Origin of the sequence: Paenibacillus oceani (assembly GCF_014705615.1) — a bacterium.
In the GTDB taxonomy this organism is placed as follows: domain Bacteria; phylum Bacillota; class Bacilli; order Paenibacillales; family NBRC-103111; genus Paenibacillus_AB; species Paenibacillus_AB oceani.
The window spans coordinates 85,477-101,936 of record NZ_JACXJA010000024.1 but is presented as its reverse complement, the minus strand read 5'-3'; the positions used below and the strand labels follow the sequence as shown (position 1 = coordinate 101,936).

Below are 16,460 nucleotides of genomic sequence, written 5' to 3'. Positions count from 1 at the left end.
GTACTCCTTCCGGATAACCCGTGTAGTCTCGTAGCGGGTTCGCTTCCATACTCGTTCGTCAGAGCGGATACGCCATGACTGACATAAGCGCATTCTCCGCCTGGGTGGCATCAAGTCTGCTGTATTGCACGATAACCGGAATGTCGCTGCGCACTTCGATCGCATACGGAACGCCTACGGGAATCGAAGCGCCGTTTTTTTCGAGCAAGCTCGTGCGGATATGTTTCGTACGTCTGCCCGGCACGATAGCGAACAGATCCTCCATCGGGTCCCGGTCTTCGAAATAGATCGTTATCGCAAGCTGCGCATCGTCGGACGAGCAGTTCAGCACACAAATCGACTCATGGCTCGTCAAATCTCCCGAGCTTTTCTCCGGAATGTAGCCGTCCGGGATGATCCAGTGCAAAGCTCCAGCCGCCTTATGGTTCATCGTGATCCCTCCGCGTTTATCGAGTAAATGCCGCCGGCACACCGCCGTCGATCGTCAGCATGCAGCCCGTCGTTTTGTCCGATCGGGACGAAGCGAAGAAGGCAATGCCTTCCGCAATATCTTTCGGGAAAATGTTCACCAGCAACGTCGTCCGTTTCCGGTAATACTCCTCAAGCTGATCCGGTTCGATGCCGTAAGCGGCCGCCCGCTCATTGCGCCAGTTCGAGTTCCAGATCGCCGAGCCTTGCAGGATCGCGTCCGGCAATATCGTATTAACGCGGATGCCGTACTCCCCGCCCTCGGCTGCGATGCAGCGGGCGAGATGGGCTTCCAGCGCTTTGGCGGCGCTGTAGGCGGAGGCGTTTTTGCCGGCATACACCGCATTTTTCGAGGCAATAAACACCATGTTGCCGCCCTGTCCCTGCGTTTTCATCAGCTTGAACGCTTCGCGGGCGACGAGGAAATATCCCGTGCCGAGCACGTTGATGTTCAAGTTCCATTCCTTCAGCGTCGTCTCGTCGAATGGACTGGAGGTCGCCAGCCCCGCGTTGTTGACGATGATGTCCACGCCGCCGTAAGCCAGAGCGGTTTCGGTATAAGCCGCCGCTACGGCCTCTTCGTCCGTTACGTCCATTTTAACTGCAAGAGCCCGGTTGTCGCCGTATTTTTCGTTAATTTCGGAAGCTACTTTCTGCGCTCCCTCCAGATTCAGGTCGGCCAGGACGACATGCGCCCCTTCCGATACGAGGCGGCGTGCCGTTTCGCTGCCGATCCCCCCGGCTCCGCCCGTAATAAACGCCACCTTGCGGGAAAATTCGGCTTCCGGCGGAGCCAGCGTCAGCTTATACAGCTCGAGCGGCCAATACTCCACGTTGTACGACTCGTTCTCGCTCAAACTGACGAAACGTCCGAGCGCCGTCGCTCCTCTCATCACCGCGATCGCGCGGTGGTACAGCGCTCCGCTTATTTGCGACATCGCCCAGCTTTTGCCAGTGTTGATCATGCCGACGCCCGGAATCAGGATAACGCGGGGAGCGGCCTCGAACATAACGTCTCCCTCGTTCTTATTGCGCTCGAAGTAAGCCGCGTATAACTCCTTGTAGGCGGAGATGCCTGCTGCAAGTTTGGCCTTCAAGCCTTCGATGTCGGACGGGTCCGGCGTCCAGTCGATAAGGAGCGGCACGACCTTCGTATGAACGAGATGGTCCGGGCATGCGGCGCCGACCTGGGACAGCTCCGCGCAATCGCAGCTTCCTGCAAATTGCAGCACATCCTCGCCGTCGTCGAAAGAGAGGATCATTTTTTTCGTATCGCTGACCGCTCCACGGACAGCCGGCATCACTTGCGCAGCGATATCGCGGCGCACATCGGCCGGCAGCGCCTCGTGCTTCACTCCTCCGAACAGCTTCGCCTCGTCGACGCGCGCTTCGATATAACGCTCGGCTTCGTTGATGATCGCGATCGTTTTCTCGTAGCAGGCTTCCGCCGTATCGCCCCAAGTGACGAGACCGTGTTTCTCCATCAGCACGAGCTCCGCCTTCGGATTGGCCAATACGCCTTCGGCGATCATCTTGGAGAGCGTAAAGCCCGGACGTACATACGGCACCCAGACGAACCGGTCGCCATATATTTCGCGTGCCGCCTGCTTGCCGTTATCCGCGCAGCACAAGCTGATAATCGCATCCGGATGCGTGTGGTCCACATGCTTAAACGGCAGGAACGCGTGCAGCAGCGTCTCGATCGAAGCGCGCGGATGTTTGGCATCGATCATGCAGTGCGCCAAATAACCGACCATCTCCTCGTCGGACATCTCCGGCCGCTCGAACAACGGACGGATGTCGTCCATCCGCAGCCCCGTGAAATTGCCGGCCTTCATCGTCGCGAGGTCGGAGCCGCTGCCCTTCACATACATCACTTCCACCTCGCGGCCGCGAAAATCGCGCACCGTCGTCTTGCTCGACGTATTGCCGCCTCCCCAATTGCATACACGACGGTCGGCCCCGATCAGATTCGACCGGTAAACGAGCTGATCAAGCCCTTCTTGCAGCTGCGATGCTTTCGTGTTGTCCCACAAGCTTTGTACCATCGTTCTCCTCCACCTTGCGTTTGTTTTGTTTATGCTTGTTTTCACTATATCATTTTTGTTTGTTTTTGAATATGCTTATTTTCAAAACAAAACGGAAATTTTTTGCGGGAAAAGTCTTGTTTTGTTCAACACCTTTGCCGCATCGCACATCCCCCGGGTAAACGGCAGCTTACCGGTGAGTCGAGAGCGTTCCGCTCCCTCTCCCAAACGTATACGGATACGCGCCGGCCTGCAAAGAAATAAGAGATGCTGGCACCCTTTATTTTCAGCATATCGGGAAGACGGAGAGGCATAGAAGCGGTTTGCATCCCTTATTTCAACCTGTTGGTCGTGTCTGCACCCGTTTCTCCGATTTTAACAGCTCCAAACCGCTCCTGTTCCGTGCCCAAGGGTTTTCGGACCAAATAGGGGACAAACCACTCTTAACCGACATCGGCTCCGGCTCCAGCTCCTACTCCTGCTCCTGCACATCTCCCGTCAAAAGTCCCCGTTCATACACCGGCTGTCCATATTGCTCGCAAACCGGCGGATGCACAAGGCCGAACTTTCACGATAACGTTCCTGCACCCGCACAAAAAGAAAAAGCCGCGTCCACCGCCAAAAAGGCAATCAACGAAGCTTTTCTCCCCGCCTCATATGTCCAGCGTTTCGCAAATGCAGGCGAAAATCCGGTCGTGGCCGATCTGCAAAAAATGAATCGAGTCATAAAACCAGCCCGAAATATCGACTCCCTCCCGCCATTCCGCTTCGATCCAGCGCTCCGCATCGGCCAGCGGAAGCCCGCGCTCCGCCGCGAGTTCGCGCAGCGTATCGTTGAACCGGGCGAACGGCTCCGGGAACCCGTCATCCTTCATCGGACTGTGCCAGCCGTACGTCTCGCCCGATAACGCGGATACCGGACCGCTCGTCCACAAAACAGAGGCGCTGCCCAGCTCACCGGCTTTATCGAGAATGCGCTCCAGATCGGCTCTGTACCGCTCCAGGGGGACCGGACGTTTCCAGTCATTAATGCCGTAGTTCAGCAGGAGCAGATCCGGTTGATGGGCGGCGACCAGCGTATCGAACGCCTCCAGTGCTTGCGGAGCCGTCCAGCCGCCCTTGCCGGAATTCACTACGACGGCTTGCGGATTCAGCTGATGCAGCCGTCTGCGAAGCTGCATCACCCACGATCCGCGGATTAGCTCGGGATTCATGGCGGACTCCCGGGCTTCGTACCAGCCTTCGGCCACACTTCCATACGTCCAGCTGTCTCCAAGCGCAACTACGGTTATCGGTTCCCCGTTCGTCAATTTCCGTCTCCAATGGAGTGAATCGTTCGTTTTCCCGTTCATCCCATGTACCGTCCTTTCGTATTCGGGGACGTATCCCTCGGCTTCCCTCATTATAGAGGCATCCGATTCGCCGAGAAAGCGGTTCCGCACCATCTTCACACGATATTCACGGGCATTGGAGAACAAAAAAAAGCCTTCAATCCCGCCGGAGGGCGGGACGAAGACCGGGTCCGGCATGATAGAAGGCCGAATGGCAGTTCCGAACCGGTTAACAAAACCGATTAAAGTTTGTTAAACACGTCGGTCAGAACCGGTACTATTTGCGATTTGCGCGATACGACGCCTCTCAGCTCCGCTTTGTTGTCCGCGAGCGTTACGTTGTAGGCTTTCTCAACCGCGTGCGCGGCGCGGCCAAGCGCAACGCCTACCGAATCGTTATTGAGAATGTCCGTAACAACGAACAGGAACAAATCGAGCCCTTTCGAAGCGATGATCGCTTCAAGAGCCGTTTCCAGCTCGGCCTGACGGGACAACACGTCGTTAACGTCCACAGCGTTAACTTGCGCGATCTCGACTTTGTACGTGCCCATTTGGAACTCTTTCGCATCGAGGGATACGAGCTCGGCGATCGTTTTGTCGCCCAGGTCCGCTCCGGCTTTCAGCATCTCGAGACCGTAGCTGTCAGCGTCCACCCCGGCGATAGCGGCAAGCTCCCGCGCTGCCGCGACGTCTTCCTGCGTGCAGGTCGGCGATTTGAACAGCAGCGAGTCGGAGATAATCGCCGACAGCATCAGGCCGGCAATCTCCGGACGAATCGAAACGCCGTTTTCCTTATACAATTTGTTCAGGATCGTCGCTGTGCAGCCGACAGGCTCGGCACGGTAATACAGCGGGCCGCTCGTCTCGAAATTCGCAATCCGGTGATGGTCGATCACTTCGGCTACACGGACTTGTTCGATATCGCTGGCGCTTTGCTGGCGCTCGTTATGGTCAACCAAAATGACGGTTTTCGTCTCGTTCGCTACAGTCCCGACAAGACGGGGCGCCTCGGCTTTGAACTTGTCGAGAGCGAATTGCGTCTCGCCGTTGACGTCTCCGAGCCGGACAGCCTCTACGGCCTGCCCCAGTTCGGTTTTCAGCGCAGCGTAAGCGATAGCGGAACAAATCGAGTCCGTATCCGGATTTTTGTGTCCAAAAATTAATGTTTTCTCCATCGTCTGGCTCCTTCGTTTTGTGAATTGGTAGGAGGGGTCTGCTCCAGCCCCAACAATCGATAAGTACAAAAAACTCTACTAGATATAGTACCATTAATTCGTTCCACCGCAACTATATTCGCCAAAAAAGGAACGGCACCTCCTCGATTATAGCTTATAATTCATTTTATTCCTATCCCTTTACAGAGATTAATTTAGCATAAGTTCCCATTACCCTTCAGGTTTGCCTTCGCCCCCCACCTATGCATGCGGGCTCTAAGCAAAATGAGTGTCTCGGGTACCCTCTACTTTCGTCTTTATCTGACCTGGAACCATAACGAAAAAAGCCTGCGCACCGTCCGCAGACTTCTTCGATACAATTACGACGCGCCAATCACCAGAGAAATTTCGTGTACACCCAGCTTCCAAGCAATACGACTACACCAAGCGTCAAGTTCAGCCAAGCGGAAATGAGAGCGGCTTTGCGTTCCCTCATCATCTTCCCGTCTTTATAGACCGTTGCGTCCATGTACAAGATAAAGACGCCGCTCGCGATAAATAATATGACGATGTAATGCAAATATCCGATGTACGTGTTCCCGCCAAACATGAGCCGCCCTCCTTCGCGTTTACGCCATCAAGCCCTCACGCTGTCAAGCTGTCAACGCCAAGCCATCAAACCGTCAACAGCCAAACCGGCAAAACCGCAAGCTATCGAGTCATCAAGCCGTCAAGTCGTCTTGCTGCCGACCCTGCGTATGCTGTTGCTCACTTCCAGCTCGATCTCCAGCGTTCTGTACAGCTCCTCCCATCGCTCCTTCGTGCGGACCTCGCTGGCCCAGTAACCGGGTCTTTTCGCTCTGACATACTCCCCGAAGCCGAATATATCGGACCCCCGCTGCTGGGTTTTGCGGATCAGATTGCGGTATTCCTTCGCCCCGTTCTCATTAATCTGACGTTCGATCTGCCCGATAATGTAGGCGTCCAGCTCGACCTGCTCGCTCGACTTCTCGGATAAGTTCCCTTCGGTATGGATTCTCAATTTCATTACAGGCTTGCCGTCGCGGATCTCGACCTTCGTCCGCGATTTCCGGTGAGTCGCCTGATACATGACCGTCGTTTCCGAATCCGGAATATGTACGACTACACCGTAACCTCCAGGGGACAATCCCTTAATCCCCATAAATCCGGCGATCTCCAGAGGTTCGGTCGTTCCAACCAGCTTATCCGCGCGGAAATAGGCGAGTCCCGCAATCTCGATATTTTCCGCCTCAAGCAGCTTGATATACGGCAGAAAAGGGTCCGTCCCTTTCGAGGAGCCGGCAGACCAGAACCGGCCTGCGAAGATGTTCGGCAGTTTGCCCATCTGCACCGCATGCTCCATCGTGTTCAGCAAGTAAAGCGGCGGCAGCCGTTCCAATTGGGGGGTCAGTCCCATCAGATCACTTGCTTTCCCTTCCGATATGGCGATCCACGTCGTCCTCCGTACCTCCGTGTTGCGGCGCAAATAATCGTTTATATTGGCGAGCCCCTGCTTCGCCAGCTCCTTGGAGATGACGATCACCCGCAGATGTCCCCAGAACAGCCGGTCCGCCATCTTCTGCTGCAAATTCATGATCGCATCGTCCATCGTATGCCCGACCACTTCAAGCACCCAAATCGGCTTCTGTCCGGGCTGCGACCCGCCGCCGGCGTCGCTTGGTCCGAGCGGAATCCGGCCGGGAACGGCGATTTGCGCGGTTAACCGGATCGGGTCCGTCTTCGGCTTCGGAAATGCTTCTCCGACATGCGTAATATTCTCGTCTTGGCCGCTTATCTCGTGCGTTTCGGTATCGATGCCGATTCCGAGCACCATCGCCCGCTCTTCGATCTCCAGCCTGTCCCAGCAGCCGCTGAGCAGGGAACAGACGATCCAGGCCGCAGCCGCGCGAAGAGCCAATCTACTTAACCGGCTGGGAAGAAACGGACGGGGTTGGTTCGGCTCCTTTTCGATCCGTCGTCCGGTTGCGGTCATCGGTTTTGCCACCTCCTTTTTTGCGAAAAATCGCCACGAGCAGCAGAAAAAGCGGGTAGACGAAAGTCAGTACAAGTCCGATCCGCCCGACCATGCTGATAATCTCGTACATTTGGAGCACATTTTTCGGATACATGGCCATCACGAACACATACGGCAGCAGCATCATCGAGAACAGCTTGTGATCGTTCAGGCGGAACAGCTGGCTGAGCGCATGAATCGTAAAGTAATGGGCGGACAGCAAGGTCGTGAACACGGCCGTCACCCAGATCGCCAGAAATGCGGCGTCAAGCCTTTCCAAAATATTGGCGGGAAGCGAAGTCACCTTGGCCAGCTCCAGCGTAGGCCACAGCAGCTTATTCGTCTCCTCCGGGCCGAAGACGGCCAAGGTGGCGATCACGATCAGCAAGTACAAACCGCCCGAAATCGCGATTCCCCAGAATGAAGCCCGCATCGCCTTGCCTGGTGAGCGCATCGCCGGAATAACAAGCGTCATTACGAACGAGCCTTGAAACAACGCCGCGATGATCAAAATCCCGTGCAGCATCCCTGCCGTACTTTCCCCCCACACCGGCTGCAGGTACAGCAGGTTGGCGTTTTTGAGCGACAGTGCGATGATGACCATCGCCGGAAACAAAATGAGCGGAAAGTAAAACTGGTGGATGTACGCGAACGTGGCCAAACTGTTGCGGGTCGACAACGCGGCGAGCAGCAGCATGACGATGACCGTCACATCCAGCGGCGTCTTCTTAAGTACGGACGTAATGACCACTTCGCCGAATTCGCGGGCGGTCATCGCCGTCAGCACTCCGAAAAAAACGATAATGCACACGGTCCCGAGCCGGGCAGGCCACTTGCCGATCAGCTCTTCGCTGTATTGAACGATGGTCTGTTTCGGAAACCGCTGACCGAGCTTCGTAATCAGCAGCAAGCTGACCAGAGCCGTCACAACTGCAACAGCCGTCACCATCGGACCGCCCGTTCCGCCGGCCCGCGAGGCGAACAACGGAAGCGGCAGCACCCCGACCCCGATGATCGTGCTAATAACGATGATCGCCGCTTGGATTTCCGTGATTTGACGCGGATTGTCCTTCATGACCTTCCCCCGATTCGTTTCGTACGGGAAGCGGATCGAGCACATTATGCTTCGAATGTTCCAGCTCGTGCATCCGTTTCTCCGACAGTCTTGTATCATCGCCCGGCTGCAGCATGGCGGGACGCCGCTTCATCCACCAGAGCGGAGCCCGGAACAAGGAATCCTTCATCCCTTCATAGTCGCCCGGGACGATCGGGCTGAGGTACGGCACGCCGAACGATTTCAGCGACAACATATGATTGGCGATAAAGATCAGCCCGACCATGACGCCATACAGCCCGAACATGCCGGAAGCGATAATGATCGGGAATCTTAACAGCCTTAAGGCAAGCGCGGCATTGTAAGCCGGCGTCGCGAAAGAACCGATCGTCGTTAAGGCGATGACGACGACCGTGATCGGGCTGACGAAGCCGGCTGCTACCGCGGCTTGGCCGACGACGAGCACGCCTACGATCGACAGTGCGCCGCCTACCTGCTGCGGCAGCCGGATCGTCGCTTCGCGAAGCACTTCCATGGATATTTCCATAATCAGCACTTCGACGACGGCCGGGAAAGGAACGCCCGCCCTTCCGCCTGCGACGGCAACAGCGAACTCCGTAGGGATAAGCTCCGGGTTAAACGAAATAATCGCCACGTACAAGGAAGGAAAAACAAGTGAGAACAGCAGCGCAAGCAGCCGGGCAAGCCGGATGAAGCTGACCAGCAGAAACCGTTCCGCATAGTCTTCGCTCGTCTGGTAAAATTGGGTGAACACGGTCGGCACGATCAACGCCATCGGCGATCCGTCGACGATCAGGATGACGCGCCCCTCCAACAAATTCGCAACCGCCTTGTCGGGACGTTCCGTCAACTGCACTTGGGGAAACGGCGAATAGTGGTTGTCTTCGATCAATTGCTCCAAATACCCGGAATCCAAAATCCCGTCTATGTCGATCAGCGACAGCCGGTGCATCACTTCATCCAGCAGCTTTCGGTTCGTTATGCCGTCCATGTAACATACCGCCACGGCAGAGCGGGTCCGCTTGCCCAGCTTCAGCGTCTTGATCCGCAGATCGGGCGATTGAAGCCGGTAGCGGATCAGCGACAGATTGGTCGAGATCGGCTCGATGAAGCCTTCCCTCGGACCGCGAATAACCTGCTCCGTCTCGGGCTGGTCGATCGCTCGCTTCTCGATATTGCGCGTACCGAATACGCAGATTTCGTCCGAGCCTTCCACATGCACGATCGTACTTCCGCCGAGCAGCTCTTCCGACACCGCTTCGCGGTCTTTAACTGTAAAGCCGTCGCTGGCGAACAAGAAGTCGTTCATCAGTTGCCGGGTCAGCTTGTCGCCGCGAAGCTTGGCCGTCTCCTGCCGGTTGCCGATCGTCATGAGCGACTTCAGTATTTCCTTGTGAGCTCCGTCGGTCAGATGAGTAAAATAACAAATAACGGCGGGCGTATCCCCCATCACATGGAACGTGCGAATCACGAAGTCGTCGCTTTGCCCGAGACACTGTTCCAAATAACCAATCGTATGCTCGATCCGTTTCGTAACCGGAGAGCGGTTCGGCTCTTGGGGACGGGTTTGCCCATACGGGGCCGCATATTTCCTTTGACGCCGTTTCGGCTTTTGCCAGGGAAACCGGAACATCCGAACACCTCCGTTCTGCGGATGATAGACGAACAAGATCGAAAAAGCTCCATATCCCTGTTAGTATGGTGACCCGCTCTGGAAGTTTATTCATGAGAGCCGAAGAGATTCGGCAAAGAAACGCAAAAAAAGATGTCGAAAAAAGAAACATCTGCGTACCGTTAACGTATGAATGTTTCGAAACCTATATCGTTCGTTTCCGGACAGCCGTCTTTGTCTGGAGGAAAAGTCGGAGAGGAGAATTGTTTTGCTGCAAAAAACGCACAGCGCCGCCGGACTCGTCGCTGCTGAAATCGTACTCGTCTACCGGGACGTGCCGTTTTTGTCCTGGGAGGCTGCGGGGGCTGTGCTGCTCGGCTGCTTGGCCGGAACTTTGGCCGACGTGGATAAGCAGGGATCGACGATGGCCAAGGTGCTGTTCCCGCTGTCGGCGCTGCTTAAGCTGATTAACGTGAAGCACCGGACGCTGACCCATTCGATCTTATGTATCGCCGCCTTGTCGTTCGTCGCGGCCCCCTTGCCCGATTTGTATTACCTCGTATTTCTGGCCGCCTACGCTTCCCATCCGCTGATCGATTTGCTGAACGATAACGGGGTCCAGCTGTTTTGGCCGATTAAAGGCAAAATTCGTCTCCTGCCGAAATGGCTGGCGATCGATACCGGATCTACCGGAGAAACGGTCATCCGCTGGATGCTGCTTGCCGTCAGCTTGTGGATTCCGCTGTCGACGATCCGGTTCGGACTGCTAGGCTAAGGCTTAGCGAAAAACGCCGGAGCTTGTCGCCCTCCGCCGCTCCGGCCGCGTCGTCCGAAGAAAGAGGGCCGCTGCCGGACCGCCCGGGCGATGATGTTCGGCCGAATCCGGCAGCATAGGGGCCGGTTCTCCCTTTCTGATTGTTCGGGATAGAATTGGAAATATCGGTGCATAGTAATTCATGACAATCGCGCCGATAAGGAGACTTTCCCGATGAGCTACCGCCTCGCCCTGCAAACGGATGTGCACGAATTAACCGACCGGTTCCACGTTACACAGGTGCTCGCCTTCCATGAACGAAATAGCGAGATCGCGCCCACCGGGCTTGTTGCCGCGATATTCGGAAAGCAGTCCGAACGTTTGCTGGACGAGTGCCGCTGGGGGTTGATGCCTTACTGGGCCAAAGCGTCCGTTCAGGCCGATACCCGTTCGGCCCTGACGAATAAATCGTTCGATTATATGCTGAAAAGACAACGCTGCATCATTCCTTGCAGCTCCTATTACAGCGTGACCCCCGGACAACGCGGCCGCAAGCCGGAACGTCGCCTGCTCCATAAGGGACGCCTGCTGGCCATCGCCGGCGTATACGACCTGTACAAAAATCCGTACGGCGAGGAGCTCCGGACGTGTACGATCTTGTCCGTTCCGGCGAGATCCGCCGGCCAGGACGGACCGGTGCCGATGCTGCTCAGTCCTGCTCAGATGGACGCATGGCTCTCTACCGAATTTTTGGCTAAAGGCGATTTGGTGGAGATGGTCGAGGACATCGCAGCGATTCAGCCGGAAACGGCCGGACAGCAAAAAGACCAAGTGACCACCCCCAACGAACGACTCGCGACGACACGTACCGCGCTGACTCGACAAGGGAAATAACCCTTCTCCGCTTTAGTACGGTGAAGAACTTGAACTTAAAGACACTTAAAGATACCTGACGTGTCAAAAAAAGGGACATCCACGTAGCGGAATGCCCCTTTTTCTTTCTTCCATACCGTTAACCAGCCAAACCAAACCAAACAATCGTTTCGTATCCGCACCTTGTCCGAAGTACCGCTTGCTCGCCTTATTGTGCGGAATAACCGCCGTCGATCGGAAGCTCGATGCCGGTAATATACGAAGACTCGTCCGATGCGAGGAACAGCGCACCCGCCGCAATATCTTCCGGAGCTCCGAGACGGGGCAGCGGAGTCTGCGCCTGGAACCACTGCTTCATTTTCTCGTCGGCCATCAAGTCCACAGTCATCGGCGTAGCGATATAGCCGGGGTGAATCGAGTTGGCCCGGATATTAAACTTGGCGTAATCGATCGCCGTCGCCTTGGTCAGCAGACGGACCGCCCCTTTGCTCGCCGTATAAGCGCCGGCTCCGCTTCCTCCGGTTAAGCCCGCGATCGAGGAGATGTTGATGATTGAACCGCCGCCGTTTTGAATCATATGAGGAATGACGTGTTTTTGCCCCAAAAACGTTCCCGTCAAATTGATATTCATAATCCGGTTCCACTCTTCCACCGTCATGTCGAGCAGCGGAGTCGCCCCGGAAATGCCGGCGTTATTAACCAGAATATCGATTTTGCCGAACTGCTTGACGGTTTCGCCGACGATGTGAACCCATTCTTCCTCCTGGGATACGTCTTGCCGGAAGCCGATCGCTTCCCCCCCGTTTTGCTTAATCTCGGCCACCACTTGCTGAATTTTGTCTTCCTGGATATCCGAGATGGCGACCTTGGCCCCTTCTTTGGCGAACAAGAGCGCATCCGCTTTCCCCATACCGCCGCCTGCACCAGTAATCAACGCTACTTTTCCTTGTAATCTTCCCATACCGGATGACCTCCCTGGGTGTCTTGTGTAGTCTAAGATCCGAATGCCTGGGCTCGCTTCGCCCGAAATGTTCCTCTCACACAGCCAAAACTGTTCTTCGTTCTTACAAAGTAAGTCCGCCGTCAATCGTCATGATCGAACCGGTCATATAACTGGCCTTGTCCGACGCCAGGAAGGCGACCGCTTCCGCCATCTCCTCCGGCTGGGCGTAACGTCCCATTCTCATGTTGGACACTTCCTCCGGAACGTAGCCGGACTGCTCGAGCATTTTCGGCACGCTGGCCGTCAGCGCCGTTTGCACGCCTCCCGGACAGATTGCATTGACGCGGATGCCTTTTTTGACATATTCGAGCGCCGCCGATTTGGTCAGTCCGACAACCGCATGCTTGCTGGCCGAATAAGCCGCGACGCTGTGCTCGCTGCGAATCCCGGCTGTAGACGCCGTATTAATAATGCTGCCGCTGCCTTGGCGCTCCATCACTTTCAGCACATATTTCAGGCCAAGGAAAACCCCCTTCACATTAACAGCCATGACACGGTCGAATTCGGATTCCTCGATATCGCTTAGCATAGAGAACTTCTGGATAATTCCAGCATTATTAAAGAAAACGTCGATACGTCCGAAAGTGTCCACTGCCGTATTCACATATCGCTGCACATCCTCGCTGACCGCAACGTTGGCCTGTACGAATATCCCTTCCCCGCCCTGCTCCCGGATCAGCCGGAGCGTCTCCTCGCCGGACTCGGCGTTGTAATCGACCAGTACAACCTTCGCCCCGCCTGCGGCGAGCTTTATAGCGCTGGCCCGGCCAATCCCGCTGCCTGCACCTGTAATCAATGCGATTTGATTCGAATGTGTCATTCTGATTCTCCCCTCTCGCAATGCTTGAGTTGTGATATTATGTCTATCACTATGATAGTCATTATATCATCACTACCTATCCGGATACAATCGAACAATTTTCAGACTTCCATTGACTTTGCACAGGTTGTCTGCTAGCATGACCTCGACTATATCTCAAGCATAAGGGGCGGTTGCGGGTATGGACCCCAAAAGCAGATGGGAACAAGAACGGCAGGAAAGCAAAAAACAGCGGGAATTAAGCATGATGGAAGCCGCGGAACGCGTATTTATCCGCAAAGGGCTGGAGAAAGCGACGATGCAGGATATCGCTGCAGAAGACAACGTCGGAGTCGCTACCGTATTCCGTTATTTTCCGAGAAAGGAAAAGCTGATCGTCGCCGTCGCCGCAAAACGGATCGAAGATCAGGTCGCCGTCTTCCAATCCGTTGCCGATATGCCCGGAACGTGCCTCGACAAGCTCGGCAAGCTGTTCGATATATTCATCTCCTTTACGGAGCCGAAATATGTAGAGAGCATGCGGATGCTGGAAGCTTTTGAAAATTACGCGGCGCTCTCCACCGAACCGCTCGAAGATATCGCCTTATATAATCAGGCGCATCACCAGGTATCCGCTATTTTTTCCACGATTATCGAAGACGGCCTTCACGACGGTTCGATCCGCTCCGATATTCCGGTTCAGGAGACGTTGTCCACGCTTGCGAATACGATGGGCATTTTCTCCAAAAAGCTAAGCTTGCAGAAAAACATCATCATGCTCGAATCGGACCTCCCTCCCGAAACGCAGCTTTTATTGCTGAAGCGGATTTTTCTCGATTATTTGAAAGCGCCCGTCGCTGATCGCAGCTAAACCAGCGTTGCTGTACATTCGGTACGTATGTCGCAAGCACGAATAAACCTCCGAAGCCGTTTTCGAGTAACTTTCGAGTAACGGACTCGGAGGTTTATTATTTTTTTAGCTATCCGATCAGCGAACCTGCGGCACATCCAGCCATACGCCGCCCCGCTCCACAGCCTGCTGGGCGATTAAGCCGGGCAGCGTATATTCCATCGCTTTGTAGACGTCGATGCGGGGAGGCGTTCCGCTCTCCAGCGCTTCGATAAAATCGCGGATCAAGTAATACTCCGAAGTCCCGTGGCCGCCCTTCGTCGCTTCCTCAGGCGCGTTCGGATCGCTGATCTCGCAGCGCATCGGCTGAGCGGTCTCCCCGTATTCCGGGTGATCCTCGACATAGATCCAGCCGTCGCTGCCGTAGCCGAGACGTCCGTTCTCAATCTGGCCTTTCGATCCGTACAGCGCAAAATGTCCTGTCGCCGGCTTGCGCGGAGCGACCGAGCTGCGCAACAGTTTGATCGTAGCGCCCCGTGCGGTCTCGAACAGCGCCACCTGCATATCGGTACAGCCAACGCCGCCGGCGGGCAATACGGTCTTGGACGTTCCCGAACCGGTTGCGCGCACAATCCGGTCGTCCATCATCTCCAGCAGCGGTCCCAGCGAGTGGGAGCAATAATGAAGCGGCGGCCTGCGGTCGCGCCAGTACGCCTGACCGGTCGCCGGATCGATGATCCGGTCGCGGATTTCGTGCACATAGTCGCCCTCGGCGTAAAAGATCGTGCCGAACAATCCATCCCGCACCCATTTCCTCCACGTTTGCATGAAATGGAAATAGATCGTATTTTCCGCCATCATGTACGTTCGGCCCGTGCGCTCGACCGCCTCGATAATCCGGAAGCAATCCTCCACGGTAGACGCCGCCGTCACTTCGCATAGCACATGCTTGCCCGCTTCCAGCGCGGCAATCGTCTGAGCCGCATGAAAAGGCACCGGCGTGCCGATCATGACGATGTCCACATCGGATTCGAGCATCCGCTCAAATGAATCGAAACGTCCCGCTTCGGCGACACCCAGCTCGTTGCCTGCGCGTTCGAGCAGCCCGCTGTCGGTATCGCATACCGCCGTCACCCGGATTTGCGGATGATGCATATAAGCCGCAGAACGGCGGGAGCCGCCCAGTCCGACCAGGCCCATTTTCCATACTTTACTCATTCGAGCTTACCTCCCTATATGCCGCCGTACGGCCCCGGATGCCGTATCGTCTGTCCGGCAAAGCAGCTTCCTCCGCCGATCCAGGCGCAAAGTGCAAGCGGCACGTTTTCTTCAAAATGCAAGCTGGCCTCCGTCTACGACAATCGTTTCCCCTGTGATGAAAGCAGCATCATCCGAGGCGAGGAAAGCGAAGACGCCGGAGATATCCTCCGGTTTGCCGACCCGGCCGAGCGGAATTTTCGTCTTGATGTAGTTTTCAATAAATTCCGGACTGTCGATCGCGGCCGACATCGGGGTTTGAATATAACCCGGGCATACAGCGTTCACGCGGATTCCGCTGACTCCAAGCTCCAGCGCCATCGTTTTCGTCAGCAGGACGACCCCGCCCTTCGAGGCGTTGTAGTGCGCGTAGTTCGCTTCGCCGACCAGCCCGTTGGTGGACGCCATATTCAGAATGACGCCTCCGCCTTGCGCCGCCATCCGTTTGGCCACACTCTGGGCTACCCAGAACATGCCGTTCAGGTTGACGTCGATTATTTTCTTCCAGTTGTCCGGCTTGATCTCAAGTACCGGCTCCTCCCAGGCGATACCGGCATTGTTCACCAGCACATCGATCCGTCCGAAACGTTCGGCCACTGCGCTCACCGCTCGCTCGACCTGCTCCGCGTCCGATACGTCGACCACGAGGCTTTGGACGATCGTGCCTTTTGCAGCAAGCTCCGAAGCCGCCTCATTCAAGTCGGCCTCCACATTGGACAACAGCGCAAGCGACGCTCCTTCATCCGCGAATCTCTCCGCTATCGCTCTGCCGATTCCGCGGCCGGCTCCGGTGATCAGCACGACTTTACCTTCAAATCTGTTCATCTGCAGCTCCTCCTTTCCCGATCAATCGCGGGTTTTGGCGATAACGTCGATCTCCACGAGGATTCCGTCGAGCGCCCCTCCGAAACAAGTGCGGGCCGGCATCGGCTCCGAAAAATGGGTGCGGTACATCTCGTTAAATCTGGAGAAATCGTTCATGTCGGCCAAAATCACGTTCACCTTGACGACGTCGTCCATCGTGCAGCCTGCCGCCTCCAAAATGCCTTTTATATTTTGCAAAGTAAGATCGGTCTGTTCCTCGATCGTCTCCCCGATGACGCGGCCTTCCAAATCGAGCGGGCCTTGGCCGGATACGAAAAGGAACCCTCCCGATACGATTCCTTGCGAATAAGGTCCATCCCCGGGGGACGCTTCCTGCGTTCGAATCGCTTTTCTCATC

Annotated in this window: 16 protein-coding genes; 3 read left to right on the top strand and 13 right to left on the bottom strand. The window is 55.9% G+C overall.

Features of this window, described 5'->3' with window-relative positions:
- Positions 1-58: 58 nt before the first annotated feature.
- From IDH45_RS18345 to IDH45_RS18310, 8 genes are all read right to left on the bottom strand, one after another.
- A complete protein-coding gene (locus tag IDH45_RS18345; protein ID WP_190929582.1) occupies positions 59-430 on the bottom strand; it encodes a sensory rhodopsin transducer in 372 nt (123 codons plus the stop codon).
- Between the two features lie 16 nt (positions 431-446).
- The gene (locus IDH45_RS18340; protein WP_190929581.1) at positions 447-2,516 is read right to left on the bottom strand and encodes a bifunctional aldolase/short-chain dehydrogenase; all 2,070 of its coding nucleotides are present in this window, start codon (positions 2,514-2,516) and stop codon (positions 447-449) included.
- 632 nt (positions 2,517-3,148) lie between these two features.
- On the bottom strand, positions 3,149-3,847 hold the full coding sequence (locus tag IDH45_RS18335) for an SGNH/GDSL hydrolase family protein (RefSeq protein ID WP_190929580.1): 699 nt from the start codon (positions 3,845-3,847) through the stop codon (positions 3,149-3,151).
- A gap of 221 nt (positions 3,848-4,068) precedes the next feature.
- A complete protein-coding gene (locus IDH45_RS18330; protein ID WP_190929579.1) occupies positions 4,069-5,001 on the bottom strand; it encodes a manganese-dependent inorganic pyrophosphatase in 933 nt (310 codons plus the stop codon).
- Between the two features lie 373 nt (positions 5,002-5,374).
- A complete protein-coding gene (locus IDH45_RS18325) occupies positions 5,375-5,590 on the bottom strand; it encodes a CLC_0170 family protein (protein ID WP_190929578.1) in 216 nt (71 codons plus the stop codon).
- Positions 5,591-5,710: 120 nt separating this feature from the next.
- A complete protein-coding gene (locus tag IDH45_RS18320; protein WP_190929577.1) occupies positions 5,711-6,994 on the bottom strand; it encodes a Ger(x)C family spore germination protein in 1,284 nt (427 codons plus the stop codon).
- Positions 6,921-8,090, bottom strand: a complete 1,170-nt coding sequence (locus tag IDH45_RS18315) for a GerAB/ArcD/ProY family transporter (RefSeq protein WP_190929576.1) — start codon at positions 8,088-8,090, stop codon at positions 6,921-6,923. Before IDH45_RS18315 ends, IDH45_RS18320 begins: the two co-directional genes overlap by 74 nt.
- Positions 8,035-9,723 (bottom strand): spore germination protein, encoded by a 1,689-nt coding sequence (locus IDH45_RS18310; RefSeq protein WP_190929575.1) that lies wholly within the window; start codon positions 9,721-9,723, stop codon positions 8,035-8,037. Before IDH45_RS18310 ends, IDH45_RS18315 begins: the two co-directional genes overlap by 56 nt.
- A 247-nt stretch (positions 9,724-9,970) precedes the next feature.
- On the opposite strand from IDH45_RS18310, the gene IDH45_RS18305 reads away from it, so the two are divergent.
- Together IDH45_RS18305 and IDH45_RS18300 are read left to right on the top strand one after the other, a co-directional pair.
- Entirely contained in the window at positions 9,971-10,477 is a 507-nt protein-coding gene (locus IDH45_RS18305) for a metal-dependent hydrolase (protein WP_190929574.1), read from the top strand.
- Positions 10,478-10,690: 213 nt separating this feature from the next.
- On the top strand, positions 10,691-11,350 hold the full coding sequence (locus tag IDH45_RS18300; protein WP_190929573.1) for an SOS response-associated peptidase family protein: 660 nt from the start codon (positions 10,691-10,693) through the stop codon (positions 11,348-11,350).
- Positions 11,351-11,537: 187 nt separating this feature from the next.
- Here IDH45_RS18300 and IDH45_RS18295 read toward each other — a convergent pair whose 3' ends face one another.
- Both IDH45_RS18295 and IDH45_RS18290 read right to left on the bottom strand, forming a co-directional pair.
- Positions 11,538-12,290, bottom strand: a complete 753-nt coding sequence (locus tag IDH45_RS18295) for an SDR family NAD(P)-dependent oxidoreductase (RefSeq protein WP_190929572.1) — start codon at positions 12,288-12,290, stop codon at positions 11,538-11,540.
- A gap of 103 nt (positions 12,291-12,393) precedes the next feature.
- Positions 12,394-13,152 (bottom strand): SDR family NAD(P)-dependent oxidoreductase, encoded by a 759-nt coding sequence (locus tag IDH45_RS18290; RefSeq protein ID WP_190929571.1) that lies wholly within the window; start codon positions 13,150-13,152, stop codon positions 12,394-12,396.
- A gap of 181 nt (positions 13,153-13,333) precedes the next feature.
- On the opposite strand from IDH45_RS18290, the gene IDH45_RS18285 reads away from it, so the two are divergent.
- Complete coding sequence (locus IDH45_RS18285; RefSeq protein WP_190929570.1) at positions 13,334-14,002, top strand: TetR/AcrR family transcriptional regulator; 669 nt, start codon at positions 13,334-13,336, stop codon at positions 14,000-14,002.
- Positions 14,003-14,119: 117 nt separating this feature from the next.
- Here IDH45_RS18285 and IDH45_RS18280 read toward each other — a convergent pair whose 3' ends face one another.
- From IDH45_RS18280 to IDH45_RS18270, 3 genes are all read right to left on the bottom strand, one after another.
- Positions 14,120-15,199: a Gfo/Idh/MocA family protein gene (locus tag IDH45_RS18280; protein WP_190929569.1), complete on the bottom strand. Its 1,080-nt coding sequence runs from the start codon at positions 15,197-15,199 to the stop codon at positions 14,120-14,122.
- Between the two features lie 111 nt (positions 15,200-15,310).
- On the bottom strand, positions 15,311-16,063 hold the full coding sequence (locus tag IDH45_RS18275; RefSeq protein ID WP_190929568.1) for an SDR family NAD(P)-dependent oxidoreductase: 753 nt from the start codon (positions 16,061-16,063) through the stop codon (positions 15,311-15,313).
- A gap of 21 nt (positions 16,064-16,084) precedes the next feature.
- Positions 16,085-16,459 (bottom strand): RidA family protein, encoded by a 375-nt coding sequence (locus IDH45_RS18270; protein ID WP_190929567.1) that lies wholly within the window; start codon positions 16,457-16,459, stop codon positions 16,085-16,087.
- Between the last annotated feature and the right edge of the window lies 1 nt (position 16,460).

Coding starts and splice junctions, on each gene's coding strand:
- IDH45_RS18345 (WP_190929582.1), bottom strand. CDS start 430: ATGAACCATAAGGCGGCTGGAGCTTTGCACTGGATCATCCCGGACGGC.
- IDH45_RS18340 (WP_190929581.1), bottom strand. CDS start 2,516: ATGGTACAAAGCTTGTGGGACAACACGAAAGCATCGCAGCTGCAAGAA.
- IDH45_RS18335 (WP_190929580.1), bottom strand. CDS start 3,847: ATGAACGGGAAAACGAACGATTCACTCCATTGGAGACGGAAATTGACG.
- IDH45_RS18330 (WP_190929579.1), bottom strand. CDS start 5,001: ATGGAGAAAACATTAATTTTTGGACACAAAAATCCGGATACGGACTCG.
- IDH45_RS18325 (WP_190929578.1), bottom strand. CDS start 5,590: ATGTTTGGCGGGAACACGTACATCGGATATTTGCATTACATCGTCATA.
- IDH45_RS18320 (WP_190929577.1), bottom strand. CDS start 6,994: ATGACCGCAACCGGACGACGGATCGAAAAGGAGCCGAACCAACCCCGT.
- IDH45_RS18315 (WP_190929576.1), bottom strand. CDS start 8,090: ATGAAGGACAATCCGCGTCAAATCACGGAAATCCAAGCGGCGATCATC.
- IDH45_RS18310 (WP_190929575.1), bottom strand. CDS start 9,723: ATGTTCCGGTTTCCCTGGCAAAAGCCGAAACGGCGTCAAAGGAAATAT.
- IDH45_RS18300 (WP_190929573.1), top strand. CDS start 10,691: ATGAGCTACCGCCTCGCCCTGCAAACGGATGTGCACGAATTAACCGAC.
- IDH45_RS18295 (WP_190929572.1), bottom strand. CDS start 12,290: ATGGGAAGATTACAAGGAAAAGTAGCGTTGATTACTGGTGCAGGCGGC.
- IDH45_RS18290 (WP_190929571.1), bottom strand. CDS start 13,152: ATGACACATTCGAATCAAATCGCATTGATTACAGGTGCAGGCAGCGGG.
- IDH45_RS18285 (WP_190929570.1), top strand. CDS start 13,334: ATGGACCCCAAAAGCAGATGGGAACAAGAACGGCAGGAAAGCAAAAAA.
- IDH45_RS18280 (WP_190929569.1), bottom strand. CDS start 15,199: ATGAGTAAAGTATGGAAAATGGGCCTGGTCGGACTGGGCGGCTCCCGC.
- IDH45_RS18275 (WP_190929568.1), bottom strand. CDS start 16,063: ATGAACAGATTTGAAGGTAAAGTCGTGCTGATCACCGGAGCCGGCCGC.
- IDH45_RS18270 (WP_190929567.1), bottom strand. CDS start 16,459: ATGAGAAAAGCGATTCGAACGCAGGAAGCGTCCCCCGGGGATGGACCT.